The organism is Nostoc cf. commune SO-36 (genome assembly GCF_023734775.1).
GTDB classification, from domain to species: Bacteria; Cyanobacteriota; Cyanobacteriia; order Cyanobacteriales; family Nostocaceae; genus Nostoc; species Nostoc commune_A.
This window is the reverse complement of the sequence record NZ_AP025732.1, coordinates 1,013,109-1,030,658: the sequence shown is the minus strand read 5'-3', so window position 1 is coordinate 1,030,658 and position 17,550 is coordinate 1,013,109. Positions and strand designations below refer to the sequence as shown.

The window sequence follows — 17,550 nt, the reverse complement described above, 5'->3', positions numbered from 1 at the left end:
TGTAATTAATGACCAATGACCAATGACTAATGACCAATGATACTAAAGTGGCTTCACACTAGCGATTTTGCCACCTTGTTTTACGACTCTCTGGAAGTAAGCAGATAGTCCTTCATAAGGTAAAATCACAGCTTGATTGACCCGGCGTGTGCTAGGATACCCAGCTCCAAAAACGCCTGCTACTTCAATGCGGTAGAGTCTGCCTTCTTGTCCAAAAGTTCCTGCACCACCGAAAGTACTATTGGGGGTAACGCCTTTTTCCGGAGCAACGTAGGAAAAGCCGGAAGGGCCACCAGATGGAGGAACAACAACAGATGCACTGTTGCGTCCTAGTTCAACGGCAAGGCGGGAGGAATTACCTCTAAGTTGGGAGGTATCGCTATTGGCATAGCCACGATAAAGTTGGAATATCCGGCTAAATCCGACAGTTTTTTGACCTGTTTGAGTCTTGAAACCGCGATAGAAAGGCACAATATTGTCACCAAAGCTACTTTGATACTCTGGTGAATCAATATAGGAATCAATGTCGGCCTCATATCCCTTGGTTTGATATAAGTCTAAGTGATAGACCACCTCAGACTCATCATAAGGGGCACGACCCAACAAATGTTTATAGTTCAGTTCAATGACGCGAGTTTGAAAGCTGTTGTAGAAAAACTTGGATTTGTACAGTTCTGATTTGGCTACTTGACGTACAAATTCTTGTACTGTGCTTTTCCCATCGCGCAGAATAGATTCAGCACTTGTGAGACGCTCAGATTTCATTAAGTAATCGTTGCCCAACAGCTGACGATAGACGGCAGTAATTACTTGCTCTATGTCTTCTTTAGTTGCATTTGGGCGCAATTCTAGAGGAGCGTTATCACTAAAAGCTTCTGTTCCCAGACGAGAAGCTGCTGTTGTAATAGCCATTGGTAATTTTCCTTTTGTAATTGGTAATTGGCAAAGGGAGTGGGGATTGGAGAGTTGGGAGTAGCGAATTTCACTACTCCTAACTCCCTAGTACAGACGCGATTAATCGCGTCTCTCCCTACTCCCCACCCCGATTCCCTCTTTATACAGATGTGATGCTAATAACCTTGCTGCCCTTACGATTAAGCTGCTGCAATTTACTAGAAAGTTGCTCGTAGGGTACGAGCAATTCCGCAGTACCGCGCCGCACTACAGCTGAGTTTACAGAAGCAGCTTGTAGTACTCTAATCCGGTATGTTTCTCCTCGACCACCTGTTGAGAGACCTGTTAAGGCTCCTGTAGAGACTGGGTAGATAGGTGAAGCCAGATTCTTAGCTATTTCCCAAGTTAGGCGTCCTTGTTTTTGCCCTTGAGCGCGATCGCTATTGGCATAACCCCGATACAGCTGGAACAATCGGCTATAGCCAACGTTTTTCAGCCCTACTGGGCTATTAAAGCCACGATAGTATGGTACTATATTCTCGCCAAAGCTTTCTTGATATTCTAGTGAGTCAATGTATGAGTTAATCTCAGCTTCGTAACCTTGTGAGTTGTAAAGCTTGACGTGGTACGAAATTTCTGACTCATCTTCTGGGGCGCGACCCAATAGATGCTTATAATTCAACTCAATAAAGCGAATTTGCGAGTTTGAATGGAAAAACTTATTCCGATAAAGTTCCGACTGAGCAATGGCTAACACAAATCCCCTAACTGAAATATCGCCTTGCTGTAACAGTGATTCAGCACTGACAAGACGCTCTGATTCCATTAGGTATTCATTACCCAAAACTTGACGGTAAGCTGCCCGGATGATCGCTTTCACATCCGTTTCTGTTCTATCGGGACGTAGTTCTGCCAGTCCTGAATTTTCAAAGACTCCAATTCCTAGCCTTGTTGCTTGTCCCAAAATTGCCATCTTTAAACCTCCTCAGTTATTAGCTATAAAACTGAATGCGTTTTCAGAAATTTTTTTCTAGTCTTTATTAATCAAGAAAGAATTTAGGAGTCAGGGGCCAGAATTCAGAAATTAATTCTATTTACTGGTAGATCCGGCAATGCTTTCGCTGTTAGCCTCTCGGAGAGAAGGAGTCTACAAGCGTCTGAAGAAACGGTGAAACACCACACTAAATATATATGCATCCATATTTAGTGGCCTATTTTAGTAATGGTGGGTCTGAATCCCACACTTAAATATTTCTGAATTCTGCATTCTGAATTCTTAATTCTTGTTTAACAGTCTTTTGAAAATAAAACTGCCCAGAAAGGTAAACCAACTCTTAGCTATTTACTAACAGAGCTTGTTTTCCTTTCCGGGCTAAATACACTCTATTAGCTTAGAGCGTTAATTGCGTAGTCGATGTAGGAATTAGCTTCTACAGCAGGGTCGCCACTTAGACCGTGGTTAGCCTTGATGTACTTGAGAGCTTCAACGTACCAGCTAGGAGATAGATCAAAGGTGCGGTTGATTTCAGCCAAGCCAGAAATCAAGAAGTCATCCAAGGGGCCTGTACCACCGACAACTAAGGAATAGGTAACAATCCGCAGGTAGTAGCCGATGTCACGCGCACACTTTTCTTTACCAGTGTTGGTAGAAGCGAAGTTAGGGCCTTGTTGTTGAGTGGTGTAAGGGAACTTGTTGTATACAGCTTGAGCTGCGCCTTCTGTCAAACGTTGGGCATTAGCGCTCAAAGCTTTTGCTGCTTCTAAGCTAGCTGGAGCTTGACGGAAACGACCAAAAGCGGTTTGAATTTCTGTGCTGGAGAGAAAGCGACCTTGAGAATCTGCTGCTGCAACTGCTTCGGTAAGAGGTGTCTTCATCGGTTTAGTATCTCCCTATTTACAATTTTGTTGAAATTTGTTTTGTCTAACTGACAGTAGTCAGCAAATAGTTTTGAGCGGGTTTAGCTTACTGCTGCTGCTGCACGATCAAAGTAGCTAGCAACTTCAGATGAGATAGCGCTGCAATCGCCTCTGGTGATACCGTTGGGGTCGTTAACAAGAGCCAAAGCTGCGTCCTTCATTTTTTGCACACCAACTGCTACAGAAGCACCAGGAGTTCCTAGAGCCAAGTAGGTTTCGCGCAGACCGTTCAAACAACGATCATCTAATACACTTGCATCACCAGCAAAGATTGCATAGGTAACATAGCGTAAGATGATTTCCATGTCACGCAAGCAAGCAGCATTTCTACGGTTGGTGTAAGCATTACCACCAGGAGCAATCAACTGGGGTTGTTCTGCAAACAGAGCGCGAGCTGCATTGGCAACAATTGCTGAGGAGTTGCTGGTAATCCGGTTTACGGTATCTGCACGCTTGTTGCCATCTTTGACTAGAGCAGCTAGAGCGTCTAACTGAGCAGCGCTGAGATATTCACCACGGGCATCAGCTTGGGTGATTACTTTTGCAAATGCATCTAAAACCATTGCCTTAAATCTCCTAATTTGCTTGGTTAAGAATAATTGGACTCAAAACTGAATGGTTCAGCTTTTTTTGATGTCACGCACTGCCTGACGAGTTACGAAAGGTTCAAAACAGACATCCACGGAATAAGTTTACAATCTCCAGGCTTTCAGATTAAAACTTTTGTTAAAAAACTTCAAACTTCTGTGAACGGCTGGAAAACCTGATTAAGATGTCGTTTTTTGCCTTCAAGTTATCTTTATACAATGCTGCCGCATCATTATTTATTACAAATTATTGTTATGTTTGTTAATCTAATTTACATAACTTTACATTTGCCTCTTTATAATTCATGAGAAGTTAGCGCATCGCCCCGAAAACAGTTATCCATTCGAAAAAAAGCTACATAGTAGAACAAGTAAACACTAACTTTGTGCTTTTTGTTACTAACTTTTGCGTACTACAGTTAGTTTCGAGTACTCGACTGTCTTTATTGTTCTGCTACTCCGTAAGCGAAACTCTCCCCAATAGTGTTCGGTTAAGAAATTTCTTTGTTGAGGCAGAGGGAGAAAAGAATTATTGAGATAAGAACATTCTTGCCTCCCCTGCTTATCAGAACGGTATTGCAACTCCCCTAAAAGACCAGATACCAACTTAAATAAGGGTTTTCTGGTTTGAATGTTGGGATAGCTTGGACGTAAAGGTTAGCCATGTCTTCAATTGTTGTCAAAGCTTGTTTATTATGATAAAATCCCTGCCCTTATAAACCATAAATAAGATTGATTATTTCTCAAAAAATGAGCTAATTTTACATACCATAAAATATGAATTTTTGGCGGGATGAAGACAGAAAAATGGTTGTTTGCTATCTTTACAAAAATGCGATAAATGACCGTTTCTACGAAAGATTGATTATTATTGTAGAGACGGAGATTCATCGCGTCTCTTACCTTAACCGAACAGTATTGAGATTCATAAGATTAGAACTCTAGTATATAGATGATTTCAAGTTTATTAAATACATAATCTAGGTCTAAAACCCAGGTATAAAGACTGTTTACTGGATCTGTCTCCAAAATTATTAATTTAATTTTAGTAGTTAAAACTAGTAATAAATTATCAAGCTTTTTCCACTAACTGTCATTTCAAAGCACTAACAAAAAAACTGACATAACTAATCGATGCAGCCAGATTAACTATATAATAACTATAATATTTTTTCCAGCATTGAAAAACCATTAAAACTTACTCAGGAAGATGAATCATGTCATTAATTAATATCCTTCATTTAGTTGGGTCTGCACACAATGATTTTTACTGTGATTTATCACGGCTTTATGCCCAAGATTGTTTGGCAGCAACAGCAGATCGATCGCTTTATAACTTTCAAATTGCATACATTACACCTGATCGCCAATGGCGATTTCCTAACTCCCTCAGTCGAGAGGATATTGCTCTGGCCAAACCGATTCCTCTGTTTGATGCCATACACTTTCTAACGGTGCAAAACATTGACATCATGTTGCCACAAATGTTTTGTATTCCTGGAATGACTCAGTACCGCGCCCTATTCGATCTGCTCAAGATCCCTTATATAGGCAATACTTCAGATATCATGGCGATCGCAGCTCACAAAGCTAGAGCCAAAGCAATCGTCGAAGCCGCAGGGGTGAAAGTGCCTCGTGGAGAACTGCTCCGCCAAGGAGATGTTCCGACAATTACACCTCCAGCAGTCATCAAACCTGTAAGTTCGGACAACTCTTTAGGGGTGACTTTAGTTAAAGATGTTACTGAATATGACGCTGCTCTGAAGAAAGCATTTGAATATGCTTCGGAGGTCATTGTAGAAGAATTCATCGAACTCGGACGAGAAGTCAGATGCGGTATCATTGCCAAAGACGGGGAGCTAATCGGTTTACCCCTGGAAGAGTATCTGGTAGACCCCCACAATAAACCCATCCGCAACCATGCTGATAAACTTCAACAAACAGACGATGGCGACTTGCGTTTTGCCGCTAAAGATAATATCAAGTCTTGGATTGTAGACCCTAGCGATCCAATTACCGAAAAGGTTCAGCAAGTGGCTAAGAAGTGTCATACAGCTTTAGGTTGTCGCCACTACAGTTTATTTGACTTCCGAATCGACCCAAAAGGAGAACCTTGGTTTTTAGAAGCCGGATTGTATTGTTCTTTTGCCCCCAAAAGTGTGATTTCGTCTATGGCGAAAGCAGCCGGAATCCCTCTAAATGATTTATTAATAATCGCTATCAATGAAACATTGGGTAGTAATAAAAAGGCGTTACAAAATTGACAGTGAATTTGTTATGGGACTTACGCACAGTTTACGAATTCTCGGCGCTCTTGGCGTCTTCTCTGCGAGACGCGAAGCGCGATGGCGGTTCCAGAAATTAAGCTTTTTAGCAATTTGTGCGTAAGTCCTGATAAGTAATCACCCGAACTTGATATAAGATATAACTTGATCAAACATCTGAATATTAGTCACCGCCTAATTCCACCAGTTTGCCAATATTAAAGTCAATTTTTACCCAGCCTTTGAGTTGTTGCAGATTTTGTAGCAAAAGTAAAGTAATTTGCCAATGATGCAAAGTTAAAAATGGTATCGGATCATCCAGACGATAAATAGCATCTGTACCTCGTACTAACCTCTCAAACCAAGTTTGCAATTGTTTCCCAGAGCGAATCCCAGTCAATCGCCAGATTTCGTGATATATCCAGTAAGTGGGCTTGCTATCTGCAAGAGGTTCTAGAGGGGCAGCTAGGGGAGTTTTCCCAAAATAGGCTTCTGCAACACCTGGGTGATTGTAAAACATTGTAATCGCCGAATGGGTGCGGGGATTACATTCAATGGCATAAGCTGTACCATCTTCAGCTTGGATAAAGTCAAGAGACACTTGTCCAGTCAGCCCCAAACTTTTCACGAAATGTTGTACCCATTCCCGAATTTGAGGATTTTCGACATTTTCATAATTAATCTGAAACGCAGAAGAATTTGAGCAGCAATGCAACCTTAATTCACCCTCTCGGACTGTGCTATGAGTACATAATTCTTTCCCAGGAATAAACTCTTGCATAATCCAAGGTTTTTCTGGGCTGATGGGTAAACTCTTGACAAACGCTGCTGTCTCTTCTGGAGTGTCACAGGGAAGTTTGGTTAAATTTAAGCGGCGAACTGAGTCATAAGAAATACTTTTAAGTATATATTTGCGTGTTTCTTGGCTAAAATCAAAGTTGATAACTTGTTCAGGATCGGTGATTTTAAAAGATTTGGGGACTGATAAACCAAGCGATCGCGCCTGATCGGTAAAGGCAAATTTATCATCCAGCATCTTGGTTATATCTGCATCGAAGTGGAAAACTTCACAGTATTCTGATAGTGCAGGTTTTGCTAAAGAGTCGTAATAACTAGCCACAGGACTGCATACAGGTACATAAATGTCAATCTTTTCTTGTTTGACAATTTCTACTAGCGCCTGAGTGTAGCCTTCTGGGTCATCTTGTGGTGCAGGAATTGTATAAAAACGACTTACAGCATTGGAGAATCTATGCCCAGATAACCAATATTTGTTACCTTCAACCAGAATAACTCTGTGTCCGGCTGCATGGAACGAGCGGGCAAGTTGCAATGCCTTAGTCATTTTACCGCCGCTAACCAAGATATTCTGGGGATGGGCTGCTACGGCAGGTTTTTTCGTAAACAAAAGACCCCATAGTAGGGATACTAATACGATGAAAGCATTGAGCGGTAAAGCTATCAGCAATAATGCTAGAGTACCCAGAGTCTTGAATAGGGCTACTATTTTTATCCACACACCTGTTGAAGGCGTTGTGGATTCGGGGAGAGATAAGGAGATTGATTGAGCCATAAGTCTTTCCTTTGCGTTGAATGCGGCTTTGCTAGGGAAGCACAGCTGTGCTTCCCTAGCGGATATTGCATCCAAATGAGAACTATTTGAATTTTTTGCGCCTGTTACACCAAGCGTCTAATCAGGGTTATACCATCTCGTATGGGTAACAAAACTTGCTCTACGCGAGGATCTGCGGCAACAATGCGGTTGAATTGTGCGATCGCTTCCCCATTGGCGGTACGCTGTTCGGATGGTAGGTATACTTGTCCCTGCAACAACGTATTATCTACGCAGATTAATCCGTCGGGAGCCAGTAATTGCCTATCCAAGATAATTTGGAAGTACTCTACATATTCCTTTTTATCGGCATCAATGAAGATCAGATTAAATGCTTCTTCTGCCACCGCCAGCTTGTGCAGTGTCTCTAGTGCGGGTGCTACTTCTACTACAATCTTGTCACCGTGGGGAGACTCTTGAAAGCAAGTTTGAGCAAATTCTGCCACATAAGAGTCTACCTCACAAGCAATGAGTCGTCCATCGTGTGGTAACGCTTCTGCCATTGCCAAGGCTGAATATCCTGTGAACATTCCCACTTCTAAGATGCGCTTGGCTTTGGTTATATGCACAAACATCTTCAATGTTTGTCCTTCAAGATGTCCTGAGAGCATTTCCTGCTCTAGTTGCCGCACTGTTTCACCATCACTAAAGCGTTTACTCCAGTCTTCTTTGCTGGTTTTCTGGGCTAGTGCTGTCAATGCTGCCGATTCGGGAGTAGTGCAATCATCCAAGTAGGGATCTAAACCTGCTGCTAACTGCAACCCAAGACGTAGAGATGTCAATATCTCTAAAGGAGTATTACTTTCCTCTGCAATTCTCAGGGTTTTTTGTAACTGTGCAACTAAGATGCTGTGTGGGGTTATTGGTCTAGCCGTATCTCGTCCTAAAATACTGGTCATGTTTTCACACTCCCAATAGTTGGGATTCTTCTTGAGTCTCAATGTAAGCGTCAATCCCATCTCCGCCACGCGGGTATGTAGCACACAAACGTTTGTGTTCAGCTAAGGCTGCATCTAATTCTTCACGGGTGAGATCGTTGGCAAAAACGCACTCACCAATGGGTTTTGGCATGGCTGCGCGTTGTTTACCGTCTCGTGTCAAGCTAATAGACTGGGTTGCATACCACAGTAAATCTCCATCTAGTAGAGGGTGATCCATTGATAAACCGAGGCGACTCATCAAGCTCAAAATGCGATCGCGTTCTCCTGTTGTAATGTAACCACGTCTGGCGGCAATGGTTGCAGACAAAGCCATGTCTACATTGACTGCATGACCATGATATAGGGGTACGAGGGGAGCTAATTCTAAGGTAGGACTCCAAGTATGACCGTAGGCGATGACGCGATCAAGGTCTAACTCATGCAAGTTGGGAGTCTCCAACTCCAGCATAGTTTTAATTGCCTCGTAATTGAGTTTGTGAGCGATCGCTTTCAGTTCACTTGTGCCATTCACATGTCCAAAGTGAGTATGCAGCAATTCTTCGCCATATTCATCCAGTAGTTCAAAGACTTCAGAGTTAGCAACAACAGCAATTTTGACTAATTCTGCCATGCCATTACGAACTTGAGCCGTTGGTAATGTTTGCAAAAATGAGAAATCGAGGATAACTTTTAAAGGAGCGTGATATGCGCCTAAGCGATTTTTTAACTTGCGATGGTTGACTGCAACCTTAATCGCCACACCTGCATCAATTAAACCAATCAGCGTTGTCGGAACGCGAATATAGTTACTCTTGCGGCGGTAAGCAGCGCACGCAAACCCAGCTACATCAGTGATTAAACCACCACCGACTACCAACACTGGTTCCTTGCGGATTAAGCCAAAATCAGAAAAAGCATCAACAATTTTTTCAAAGGTTGCCAGGGTTTTCGCTGGTTCTGCGATCGCAATGGGAACTACAGTTAGATCAATATCATAGTGTTTAAAATATGCCTTGATCTGTTTCCCATATAGCCTGTTGACATTGGCATCAATCACCGTCAAACAGCGCCCTAATTTTGCATAGCTGTCTGCAATTTCTCTGTTATTGATATCAAATGCACCGTTCACATACACAAGACTAAACTCAATTTTTTCGTAACCTTCCACACGAAATTCGGCTTCCGTTGCTTCAAAGGACGCTTGAACATTACTCATTATTGTTGACCTTGATAAAAGTGAAAATTTGTGAGAATTTGGGCAATATTTCCAATTTAACCTAAATGTATGGCAATAACAAAATACTGCCGTTAGACACCTAAAATTTTAGGCATTCTAAAGCAAGCTTTCACTACAAAAGCTTATTTTTATTACCATGCGATGTTACTAGATAACACCACAATTTAGTTAAATTCTTCCAGCAAACCTTTTATTATAGGTTGCCTATGAAGTTAATCCCAGCAAAAGCTTATCATCATAAAGATTACGCTTTTTTGGGATTGTTGGCAAAATCTAGATAAGTTAACCTTAATCTAGATTAACTCAAAATGGATTTTTAGAAAATTAACCTAAATGCAGATTAACTTTAGGATCAGCTCTATTATAGTGGTTTTACCACTGTTCTACTTCGCAAATTTTCTAATAGAGAAAATCGCACAGAGAGTTTATCTCCAGGTTTCCATTTGAGGTTACAGCCCTCATTAACCTTCAGTTCGCTGTTGTTTAGCATTAGCTTTGAACCTTTTATCGCTACACTCTGTTTGATTCAGAATGACAGTGGACTTCTAGTTTGATTTTGTTAACTTTCTGTTCAGTATTAAATATACTAACGTAAGTAACTTTTGAAAACCAAAAAACTTTAATTTATCAGAGTTACTAATTACACATATCAGCTTAACTCAATTCGTAATCATTTTTATCTTAACAAATCTTAAAAAAGAGTTAAGTTGGCTCATTTGCCCTAAATAATAGGGTTTCAGCTTAAAAATAGTAGACTATATCCTAACTAGATACATAAAACATGATATATGTCTTCTGCCCAAAGTGTAGTTTAAGTCTTATTTTTTGAATACTAAAGGCTTTTTGTAGCGATGGAGTACGTAGCTCAGTAATGATGGATGATTAATATAAATTAGTTAGTATATTTATTACTTCCAATTACCATGCAACAGCTATTTCCTGGAGAAGTCTTCGCCAACACTGCTGATTTTGACACTGGTATTCGTCAACTGTTACCCAGATATGATGAGATGTTGGATGTAGTTGCCCGTTGTCTACCTTCGACAAGTCGGCGTATTTTAGAATTAGGCTGTGGTACAGGCGAACTTAGTCTCAAGATACTTAATCGTTTTCCCGATGCCCAAGTAATTGCCTTAGATTACTCACCTCGAATGCTGCAATTTGCCCAAGATAAAATCACAGCAGCTGGATATCAAAAACGGTGGGTTGGTATACAAGCAGACTTTGGCGATTGGGCAAATAATCCAGAGAAATTGGATATTGGTAGCGAATTTGATGGCTGTGTCTCATCCTTGGCAATCCACCATCTTCAAGATGAGATGAAATTGAAGTTATTTGAGCGAATTGCTGTCAGCCTCACTCAAGGCGGCTATTTTTGGAATGCAGACCCTACTTTACTAGAATCACCAACCTTAGAAGAAGCTTACAAGGTGGCACGAGAAGAATGGTCACTTCAACAGGGAATTAGTTTAACAGAGATTCGCGCGAAACTTGGCGCTAGTAGCACCCAAGGTTACTCTAGTCAAGACCAGCTAGCTACTTTGGATACTCATTTACAGATGTTGACCAAAGCTGGATTTAAAATAGTTGCAGTACCGTGGAAATATTATGGTCTAGCAGTGTTTGGTGGCTGGCTGTGAAAACTTGAGGTTTTGGATGCTTGGGCTTAGGATTTGCCCGTCTCCAATTGGTATTCATGGCATTAATAGCTTGATAGTAACAAAACAGCAATAAATAATATTATTTCTCTTGAGAAGAACTAATATCGCATTAGGTCTGTAAAGGAGGTCTTAGTAAATTACGCAAGGGTTTTGGCTGAAACTTGCGGTAATTAAGCTTGATTTGCGTTTTTATGCGATATTTCCGTATCAGAAGTACCCCATGAGGGTACTATCCATACCTGACAAATTTATCCGAAAATACAGAGTAGAAAATTTTTATCAGCAAACAAACCAGAGAAAGGCAATTTTGATTCGTTTTTCTGCTTCTTTCTCCAGTGGAGTTAAGACAGCTGTTTGCCATAACTTAGTTTTGAAAGGAGAATATCTTGGATGGCTCGCAATAAAAAGAAATCAGCCGGGTTCAAGTATGAGCATCCACATAACTCTAGATGCCCTATTTGTTGTATTATCCCGCCCCATATGTTGGAAAATGTCGTTGTAAATGGCAATCCCGAACAGCGTAGTTGGGCTTTTCATACATTAAATGTTTCGGCACAATTTCGCGGACGGAGAAATGTCGTCGGTAGTGTCTTCTTTGCACCTTCTCCGGGTGAAAAGCGCCGCACCATCTATGATGCAAAACATAGTCAGCAACTTCCTGGTACACTAGTGCGTGGTGAAGGAGATCCACCAAGCAGTGATCCAGCAGTAAATGAAGCCTACGATGCTGCTGGTGCTACTTATGACTTATTTTATGAAATATTCGATCGCAATTCCGTTGACGACAAAGGACTACGTTTAGACTCCACCGTGCATTATGGTGTTAAATATGACAACGCCTTTTGGAACGGCGACCAAATGGTTTATGGTGATGGCGACGGAGAAATGTTTCAACGCTTCACGAAGTCAATTGATGTGATTGGGCATGAACTAGCTCATGGTATAACTCAGTATGAAGCGGGTTTGCAGTATTATGGCGAACCAGGCGCACTGAATGAGTCTTTTCTGATGTTTTTGGTTCTTTAGTGAAACAAAAGGTCAAAAATCAGACTGCACAAGAGGCAGATTGGCTTATTGGCGAAGGTCTTTTAGTACCGACCGTTAAAGGTGTTGCTCTCCGCTCAATGAAAGCACCAGGAACAGCTTATCATGATCCAGTATTAGGTAAAGATCCCCAACCAGGCCATGTAAAAGATAAATATATGGGTGTTGAAGATAATGCTGGGGTTCATATCAACTCAGGAATTCCTAACCATGCTTTTTATCTAGCGGCTGTTGAGATTGGTGGGTATGCTTGGGAAAAAGCTGGTAAAATCTGGTATATAGCTTTACGCGATCGCTTAAATGCCAAAGCAGATTTTAAAAAAGCTGCCAATATCACCATTAAAATTGCTGGCGAACTCTACGGTAATGATAGTAGTGAGCAAAAAGCTGTGCAGAATGCTTGGCAAAAGGTAGGAGTTAATTAGAACAAAGAGTTAGAAGTAAAAAAAAACTCCTCACTCCTAACTTTTTTAGATGTGTTGTTTGTTATTGCAAAACTGGGAGGTGAAAACTATCATCTCCCAGTCTTAGTATTTATCCCAACTAAATAACCCAACGGAGAGCAAAAAAATGCGGATAACCTTTGAACGCACCGGCGGTTTTGCCGGAATCAGCAAGAAGACAACCGTTGATACAGAAACTCTCCCGCCACATGAAGCTGCAACACTTCCCCGATTGGTGGAAGTTGCTGATTTATTTAGGCTACCTGAACTAATTACCTCGCCAAATCAAGAGAGCGATCGCTTTCAGTATAAATTAACAGTGGAAGATAACGGCAAGCAGCATACGGTGACTGTCAGTGAAGCAGCATTACCAGGAACTTTAAGACCCCTGATTGAATGGCTGCAAACGATAGCACAAAAAAGGTAATTTACTGAACTAGCAATTAAATTTTTAGATAAAAATCCAGTCAACGCCATCTAAAATTAAATATCCCAGGAGAATGCAAAGTCGTGGGCGAAGAGAATGTAAATTTTAATTCCACAGAAGAAAACCAAGCTGATAATTTTTTGCACCTACCATCTGTAAAAGAGGATTGGGGTGGAGACGGTAGAGGGCGCATGAACCTATCAGGAAGGCGTACAGCAATCTCCAAAGAGTATGTACCTCGTCAATACCAATTTTTTGATACAAATGCCCTACCAAAAGAACACGGTTGGCGAGTGAGCGGAATGCCAGATAATGTAGCATTTGGAAGTAAGCGATCGCTAACCTGGCATGACAACGGTGCATCCACTTCAAAAGTAGTTTTACCGCCTCAGTTTGAAGCGCCTTCTGGCTTCTTTACTGCCGATTTAGAGATTTTTATACTCAAGAGGTGCGATTCAACTAGGTGAGTGGCAATTAAACAAGCATGGCTACTCCTTTATTCCCGCAGGAGTGAAAGTAGGCCCTTGGAAAGTGCTAGGCAATGAAGAAGTTGAAATTCTTTGGATGGAAAACAGTTTTCTTAAATATAAAAATGCACTAAATGATCATCCAGATGCTAGTTTAAATGAATTTATTCCAGCATTGGATAGCAAATTGCTACCGTGGGGCAATGCAGATACAGTTCAATTATACAAGCAAATAAGAAGTGGCTAAGAAAGGATAGTAACGGGGGTGGAGCCTGGCTCCTTGCTATCTTGCCACATTATGATGGCAAGTCCCAAATGATTCAATGTTATAACGAGGAAGGCTATTGCTTAGCTGGATACTGTGATATTGGAGACCACCGATTTGTAAAAGATTATTTTGCTTATGGCCCTAGTTTTATCACCAGTCCTTGGCACAGAACAGATGATGGCGGTTTATTCTTTATTCGAGTTGATAGGGATTTATCACAAGTTGCAACAGTTTTGTCATATCCACATGGAAACCTATAGGTTTTTTATGGAAAAAGGTTTGTGCATGAATAATCTAATTTCTTTTTAAATAACGTCCAGTGGGTGAACCCAAAACTTGTCCATTGTTGTAGATAAGATTTCCGCGTAAAAAAGTGCTTTTCACGCGCCCAGTTAACTCCATTCCTTCAAAAGGGGTATAACCTTGTTGTGACTCCGATTCAGCAGCACGTACCACAAAGGTTTCATTGGGGTCTAGCAACACCAAATCAGCATCATAACCAATAGCAATATCACCTTTTTCTAACAAACCAAAGCGCCGCGATGGGTTCCAAGATAGCAACTTAGCCATCTGGTTGTAAGACATTCCCCGCTTACTACCTTCACTAAATACACCAGAAAGTAAATATTCTGTACCACCAAAACCAGACTTTGCTAACCAAATATTATTCGGGTTTTTAGCACTTCTTTTTTGTTCAGCAGAACAGCAAGCATGGTCACTCACTATCCAATCTACTTGATTATTTAGCACTGCTTGCCACAAGTATTCCACATCAGCGCGAGGACGAATAGGAGGGTTAACTTTTGCCCAAATTGTATTAGGAGTATCGACATCTAATAACAAATGTCCAACAGTAACTTCTCGCCGAAAATTGATATGAGGAAAAGCAGTTTGCATAGTCAAAGCTGCTTCCATTGCTTTACGCGAACTCAGGTGTAACAAATTGATATTTGCACAGTTAGTCTCGGATGCCAAATAAGAAGCAATGCAAATTGCTAAACCTTCAGAATGAGGCGGACGCGCTGCACTATAAGCGTGTAATCCACTAAGACTAGAATCGTTTTCAACTATTTTGGTGTAGGCGTTGAGAATTTCTGCAACTTCACAGTGTAAACTCAAGCTGATAGTATCTCGCGCTTCTGGATGTTTTTCCATCAAGCGAGTTAAACCGCGCATAATAAATTCAAAATGGGCGAAGTCATACCGTTCCTCTTTATTAATCATCAAAAAGAGGTTTTGCTGGTCTGATAAACCATGCAAGCCATAGCCGCCATAAAACATGAAGATTTTAAACGAAGATACGCCATGTTCTTCAAACAATAGAGGCATTTCGTCGATATGTTGGCTAGCTATAGGTGCGATGTGATAGCTGTAATCCACAAAAAAATTACCTGCGGATAAGGCCAAAACCTCTGGAAAAAAATCTTGGTAAGAACCACCTTTATTGAGATAATACTGCCCTGTACGAATGTAATTCAGGCTGGTAGTCACACCTCCCATTGCGGCTGCTTTAGTTTCAGTAACAGCATCTTTGTCAAGGGATTGATAGATACCGATGTGCATGTGGGCATCCACCACTCCAGGAAAACCCAGCAAGTTTTTGCCATCAAAGACCTCTCTGCCTGTGTCTGGGCTAATATTAGGGGCAATCTGAGCAAATTTTCCATCTTGAATTCCTAAATCAAGTAGTTCGATTACATCCTGATGAGGACGAACTACTCGCACATTTTTGATAATTTTATCTAATAGGGGAGTTTCAGACACAGTAGACCTCACACTAAAATGAGTTTAGTTAGGAATTCAAACATTGAATCGAGGCAAAAACCAAATTCCATTATTATATAACGTTTTTTTATCAAATTACCTTCAGGAGAAAAGACAATGGAAAGTTTTAATGAGTATCATCTAGACCCAAAGCAATTTACTTTTCTCAAAACTTTTGTAGATAACTGGGAAGTGATTAGAGATGAGTTTACCCGCTTTATGAAGGAGGCATCTGATGAAGAGTTAAAGTTAACCTATAATATTTTTGGACCTAAAAGTAAAACTATTAAAACCAAGGGTAATTCAAAATACAGTGCTTTTGGGATTTTATTTCAAGGTATTTTTATTGAAAAATACATTCAGGTGCATCAAATACAATATCCTGATTATGGGGCGGATGAAGCATCACAAAAGGCACTCACATTAAGAGAGAAATATTTCCCAAATTTGGCGAAAGCCATAAAAAAAGTCAACTTTAACGATGATGATATCATCAGAAATGTGTATTTTGGTACATTCCATCCTGGCTTGGACATCAAGTTACATGTAAACTATAATCCTCATACAAATCGTGGCTATCTAGGATTGATTGTCCCAGAGGGGGATGTGGCTATGAAAATATGTCATGAGCAGCTTTATTGGCATGAAGGAAAATTTCTGGTTTTAGATCACAGCTATCCACACTGTCCCCATAACTACACTAATTATGACAGAACTGTATTGGTTGTAGACTTTTTTAAACCGGATAAATCTAGAGAGGAAATTATCAGATTTGAGAAAGAGCAAGTTACACAACGGATGCAAGATAATCCTTACAGCTTAGGCGTTTTTGGTAAAAGCGATAAAGCTACAGTAGAAGATTTTATCAAGTATGATTTAGCTCATCAGTTAGAGTGGGATAAAGCTTTATAAGTTTAGTGTAATGCACCTGAAATTCTTGATGGTGCGTTATGTTTTCAGTTAACGCACCCGAAATTTATATTGATTAAATAAAATTTAGAAATGAACGCAAAAACTTACAAAAAATTAATAGCAAATCAACTTAATCAAGATTTTAAATCTGCCGTTGAAATTGTTGAAATTCCTATTTCCCAACCTGCTGTTAATGAACTTTTAATTAAAAACAAATTTGCTGGCGTTAACGGTGGCTTTGACACCTTACTTTGTCGTGGCGAGGTTCCATATATTAACTTAATTCCTCCCTTCGATTTAGGTGTGGAAGCTGTGGGGAAAGTTGTTGCTATGGGTGAAAATGTTAAAGATTTTCAAATAGGTGATGCTGTTGTAACTACGGAACGTGGCGGCAGCTATCGGGAATATCAGGTTATTGATGCAAACTTAGCGGTGAAGGTGCGCGAAGCAACACCAGAGTTGCTAACACTAATGCCTACAGGTGTATCAGCTTTGGTGGCATTAGAACAAGTGGGAGAGATGAGAAGCAATGAAGTGGTTTTAGTGACAGCAGCAGCAGGGGGAACTGGTCATATTGCGGTGCAATTGGCAAAGCTAGCTGGTAATCATGTCATTGGTACTTGCAGTTCGGAGGCGAAGGCAGATTTACTGAGAGAATTAGGGTGCGATCGCATTATCAACTATCATACAGAAAATCTCAATCAAGTCCTCAAACAAGAATACCCCGATGGGATTAATTTAATCTTCGATTGTGTAGGTAAAACTGTATTTGATACCTGCGTTGAAAACTTGGCGGTGCGGGGACGCTTAGTGGTGGTTGGTTTTATTTCCGAATACGCAAAAACTATAGAACAAATTACACAACCACGCCTTTATCACCAGCTATTTTGGAAGGCAGCTTCTGTGAGATGCTTTCTCATGGTTCATTATAAAGAATATATCGCAGAGGCAGGCGATCGCCTTTTAAACCTCTTCTACACAGACAAACTCAAAGTTGCCGTTGACCCAAAACAATTTCAAGGCATAGAATCTATACCCAGCGCTGTAGACTATCTCCTCAGTGGTCAGAATTGTGGCAAAGTAGTTGTCAGGTTTTAAGTAACACGGTACTAGTTTATATCCAGTCAGGGGTG

General features: G+C 40.8%; 13 protein-coding genes and 2 pseudogenes. 7 read left to right on the top strand and 8 right to left on the bottom strand.

Annotation, left to right across the window (positions count from 1 at the left end; translation table 11 throughout):
• Window positions 1-42: 42 nt before the first annotated feature.
• The 4 genes from ANSO36C_RS04635 to ANSO36C_RS04620 form a co-directional block, all read right to left on the bottom strand.
• The gene (locus ANSO36C_RS04635) at window positions 43-912 is read right to left on the bottom strand and encodes a phycobilisome linker polypeptide (protein WP_251958590.1); all 870 of its coding nucleotides are present in this window, start codon (window positions 910-912) and stop codon (window positions 43-45) included.
• Between the two features lie 142 nt (window positions 913-1,054).
• Window positions 1,055-1,867, bottom strand: coding sequence for a phycobilisome linker polypeptide (locus tag ANSO36C_RS04630; RefSeq protein WP_251958589.1), 813 nt, complete (start codon window positions 1,865-1,867; stop codon window positions 1,055-1,057).
• Between the two features lie 413 nt (window positions 1,868-2,280).
• Window positions 2,281-2,769, bottom strand: coding sequence for a phycocyanin subunit alpha (gene cpcA, locus ANSO36C_RS04625; RefSeq protein ID WP_094349677.1), 489 nt, complete (start codon window positions 2,767-2,769; stop codon window positions 2,281-2,283).
• A gap of 83 nt (window positions 2,770-2,852) precedes the next feature.
• On the bottom strand, window positions 2,853-3,374 hold the full coding sequence (locus ANSO36C_RS04620; RefSeq protein ID WP_251958588.1) for a phycocyanin subunit beta: 522 nt from the start codon (window positions 3,372-3,374) through the stop codon (window positions 2,853-2,855).
• Between the two features lie 1,241 nt (window positions 3,375-4,615).
• Between ANSO36C_RS04620 and ANSO36C_RS04615 the strand changes: the two genes are divergently transcribed.
• Complete coding sequence (locus ANSO36C_RS04615) at window positions 4,616-5,662, top strand: D-alanine--D-alanine ligase family protein (RefSeq protein WP_251958587.1); 1,047 nt, start codon at window positions 4,616-4,618, stop codon at window positions 5,660-5,662.
• A 184-nt stretch (window positions 5,663-5,846) separates the two neighbouring features.
• Here ANSO36C_RS04615 and ANSO36C_RS04610 read toward each other — a convergent pair whose 3' ends face one another.
• The 3 genes from ANSO36C_RS04610 to ANSO36C_RS04600 form a co-directional block, all read right to left on the bottom strand.
• Window positions 5,847-7,235 carry an ATP-grasp domain-containing protein gene (locus ANSO36C_RS04610; RefSeq protein WP_251958586.1) on the bottom strand — a complete coding sequence of 463 codons (1,389 nt, stop codon included), beginning with the start codon at window positions 7,233-7,235 and terminating at the stop codon, window positions 5,847-5,849.
• A 104-nt stretch (window positions 7,236-7,339) separates the two neighbouring features.
• A complete protein-coding gene (locus ANSO36C_RS04605) occupies window positions 7,340-8,173 on the bottom strand; it encodes an O-methyltransferase (protein ID WP_251958585.1) in 834 nt (277 codons plus the stop codon).
• Window positions 8,174-8,177: 4 nt separating this feature from the next.
• Window positions 8,178-9,410 (bottom strand): sedoheptulose 7-phosphate cyclase, encoded by a 1,233-nt coding sequence (locus tag ANSO36C_RS04600; RefSeq protein ID WP_251958584.1) that lies wholly within the window; start codon window positions 9,408-9,410, stop codon window positions 8,178-8,180.
• Window positions 9,411-10,354: 944 nt separating this feature from the next.
• Here ANSO36C_RS04600 and ANSO36C_RS04595 point away from each other — a divergent pair.
• From ANSO36C_RS04595 to ANSO36C_RS04580, 4 genes and pseudogenes are all read left to right on the top strand, one after another.
• On the top strand, window positions 10,355-11,071 hold the full coding sequence (locus ANSO36C_RS04595; RefSeq protein ID WP_251958583.1) for a class I SAM-dependent methyltransferase: 717 nt from the start codon (window positions 10,355-10,357) through the stop codon (window positions 11,069-11,071).
• Window positions 11,072-11,482: 411 nt separating this feature from the next.
• Window positions 11,483-12,561 (top strand): annotated as a pseudogene (locus ANSO36C_RS04590) (M4 family metallopeptidase).
• A 145-nt stretch (window positions 12,562-12,706) separates the two neighbouring features.
• Entirely contained in the window at window positions 12,707-13,006 is a 300-nt protein-coding gene (locus tag ANSO36C_RS04585; protein ID WP_251958582.1) for a protealysin inhibitor emfourin, read from the top strand.
• A gap of 83 nt (window positions 13,007-13,089) precedes the next feature.
• Window positions 13,090-14,001 (top strand): annotated as a pseudogene (locus tag ANSO36C_RS04580) (DUF4437 domain-containing protein).
• 34 nt (window positions 14,002-14,035) lie between these two features.
• Here the strand turns inward: ANSO36C_RS04580 and ANSO36C_RS04575 are convergent.
• Window positions 14,036-15,505 carry a dihydroorotase gene (locus ANSO36C_RS04575; protein ID WP_251958581.1) on the bottom strand — a complete coding sequence of 490 codons (1,470 nt, stop codon included), beginning with the start codon at window positions 15,503-15,505 and terminating at the stop codon, window positions 14,036-14,038.
• 117 nt (window positions 15,506-15,622) lie between these two features.
• Between ANSO36C_RS04575 and ANSO36C_RS04570 the strand changes: the two genes are divergently transcribed.
• Window positions 15,623-16,417 (top strand): aspartyl/asparaginyl beta-hydroxylase domain-containing protein, encoded by a 795-nt coding sequence (locus ANSO36C_RS04570; protein WP_251958580.1) that lies wholly within the window; start codon window positions 15,623-15,625, stop codon window positions 16,415-16,417.
• Window positions 16,418-16,507: 90 nt separating this feature from the next.
• Window positions 16,508-17,515 (top strand): zinc-binding dehydrogenase, encoded by a 1,008-nt coding sequence (locus ANSO36C_RS04565; protein WP_251958579.1) that lies wholly within the window; start codon window positions 16,508-16,510, stop codon window positions 17,513-17,515.
• Window positions 17,516-17,550: the final 35 nt, after the last annotated feature.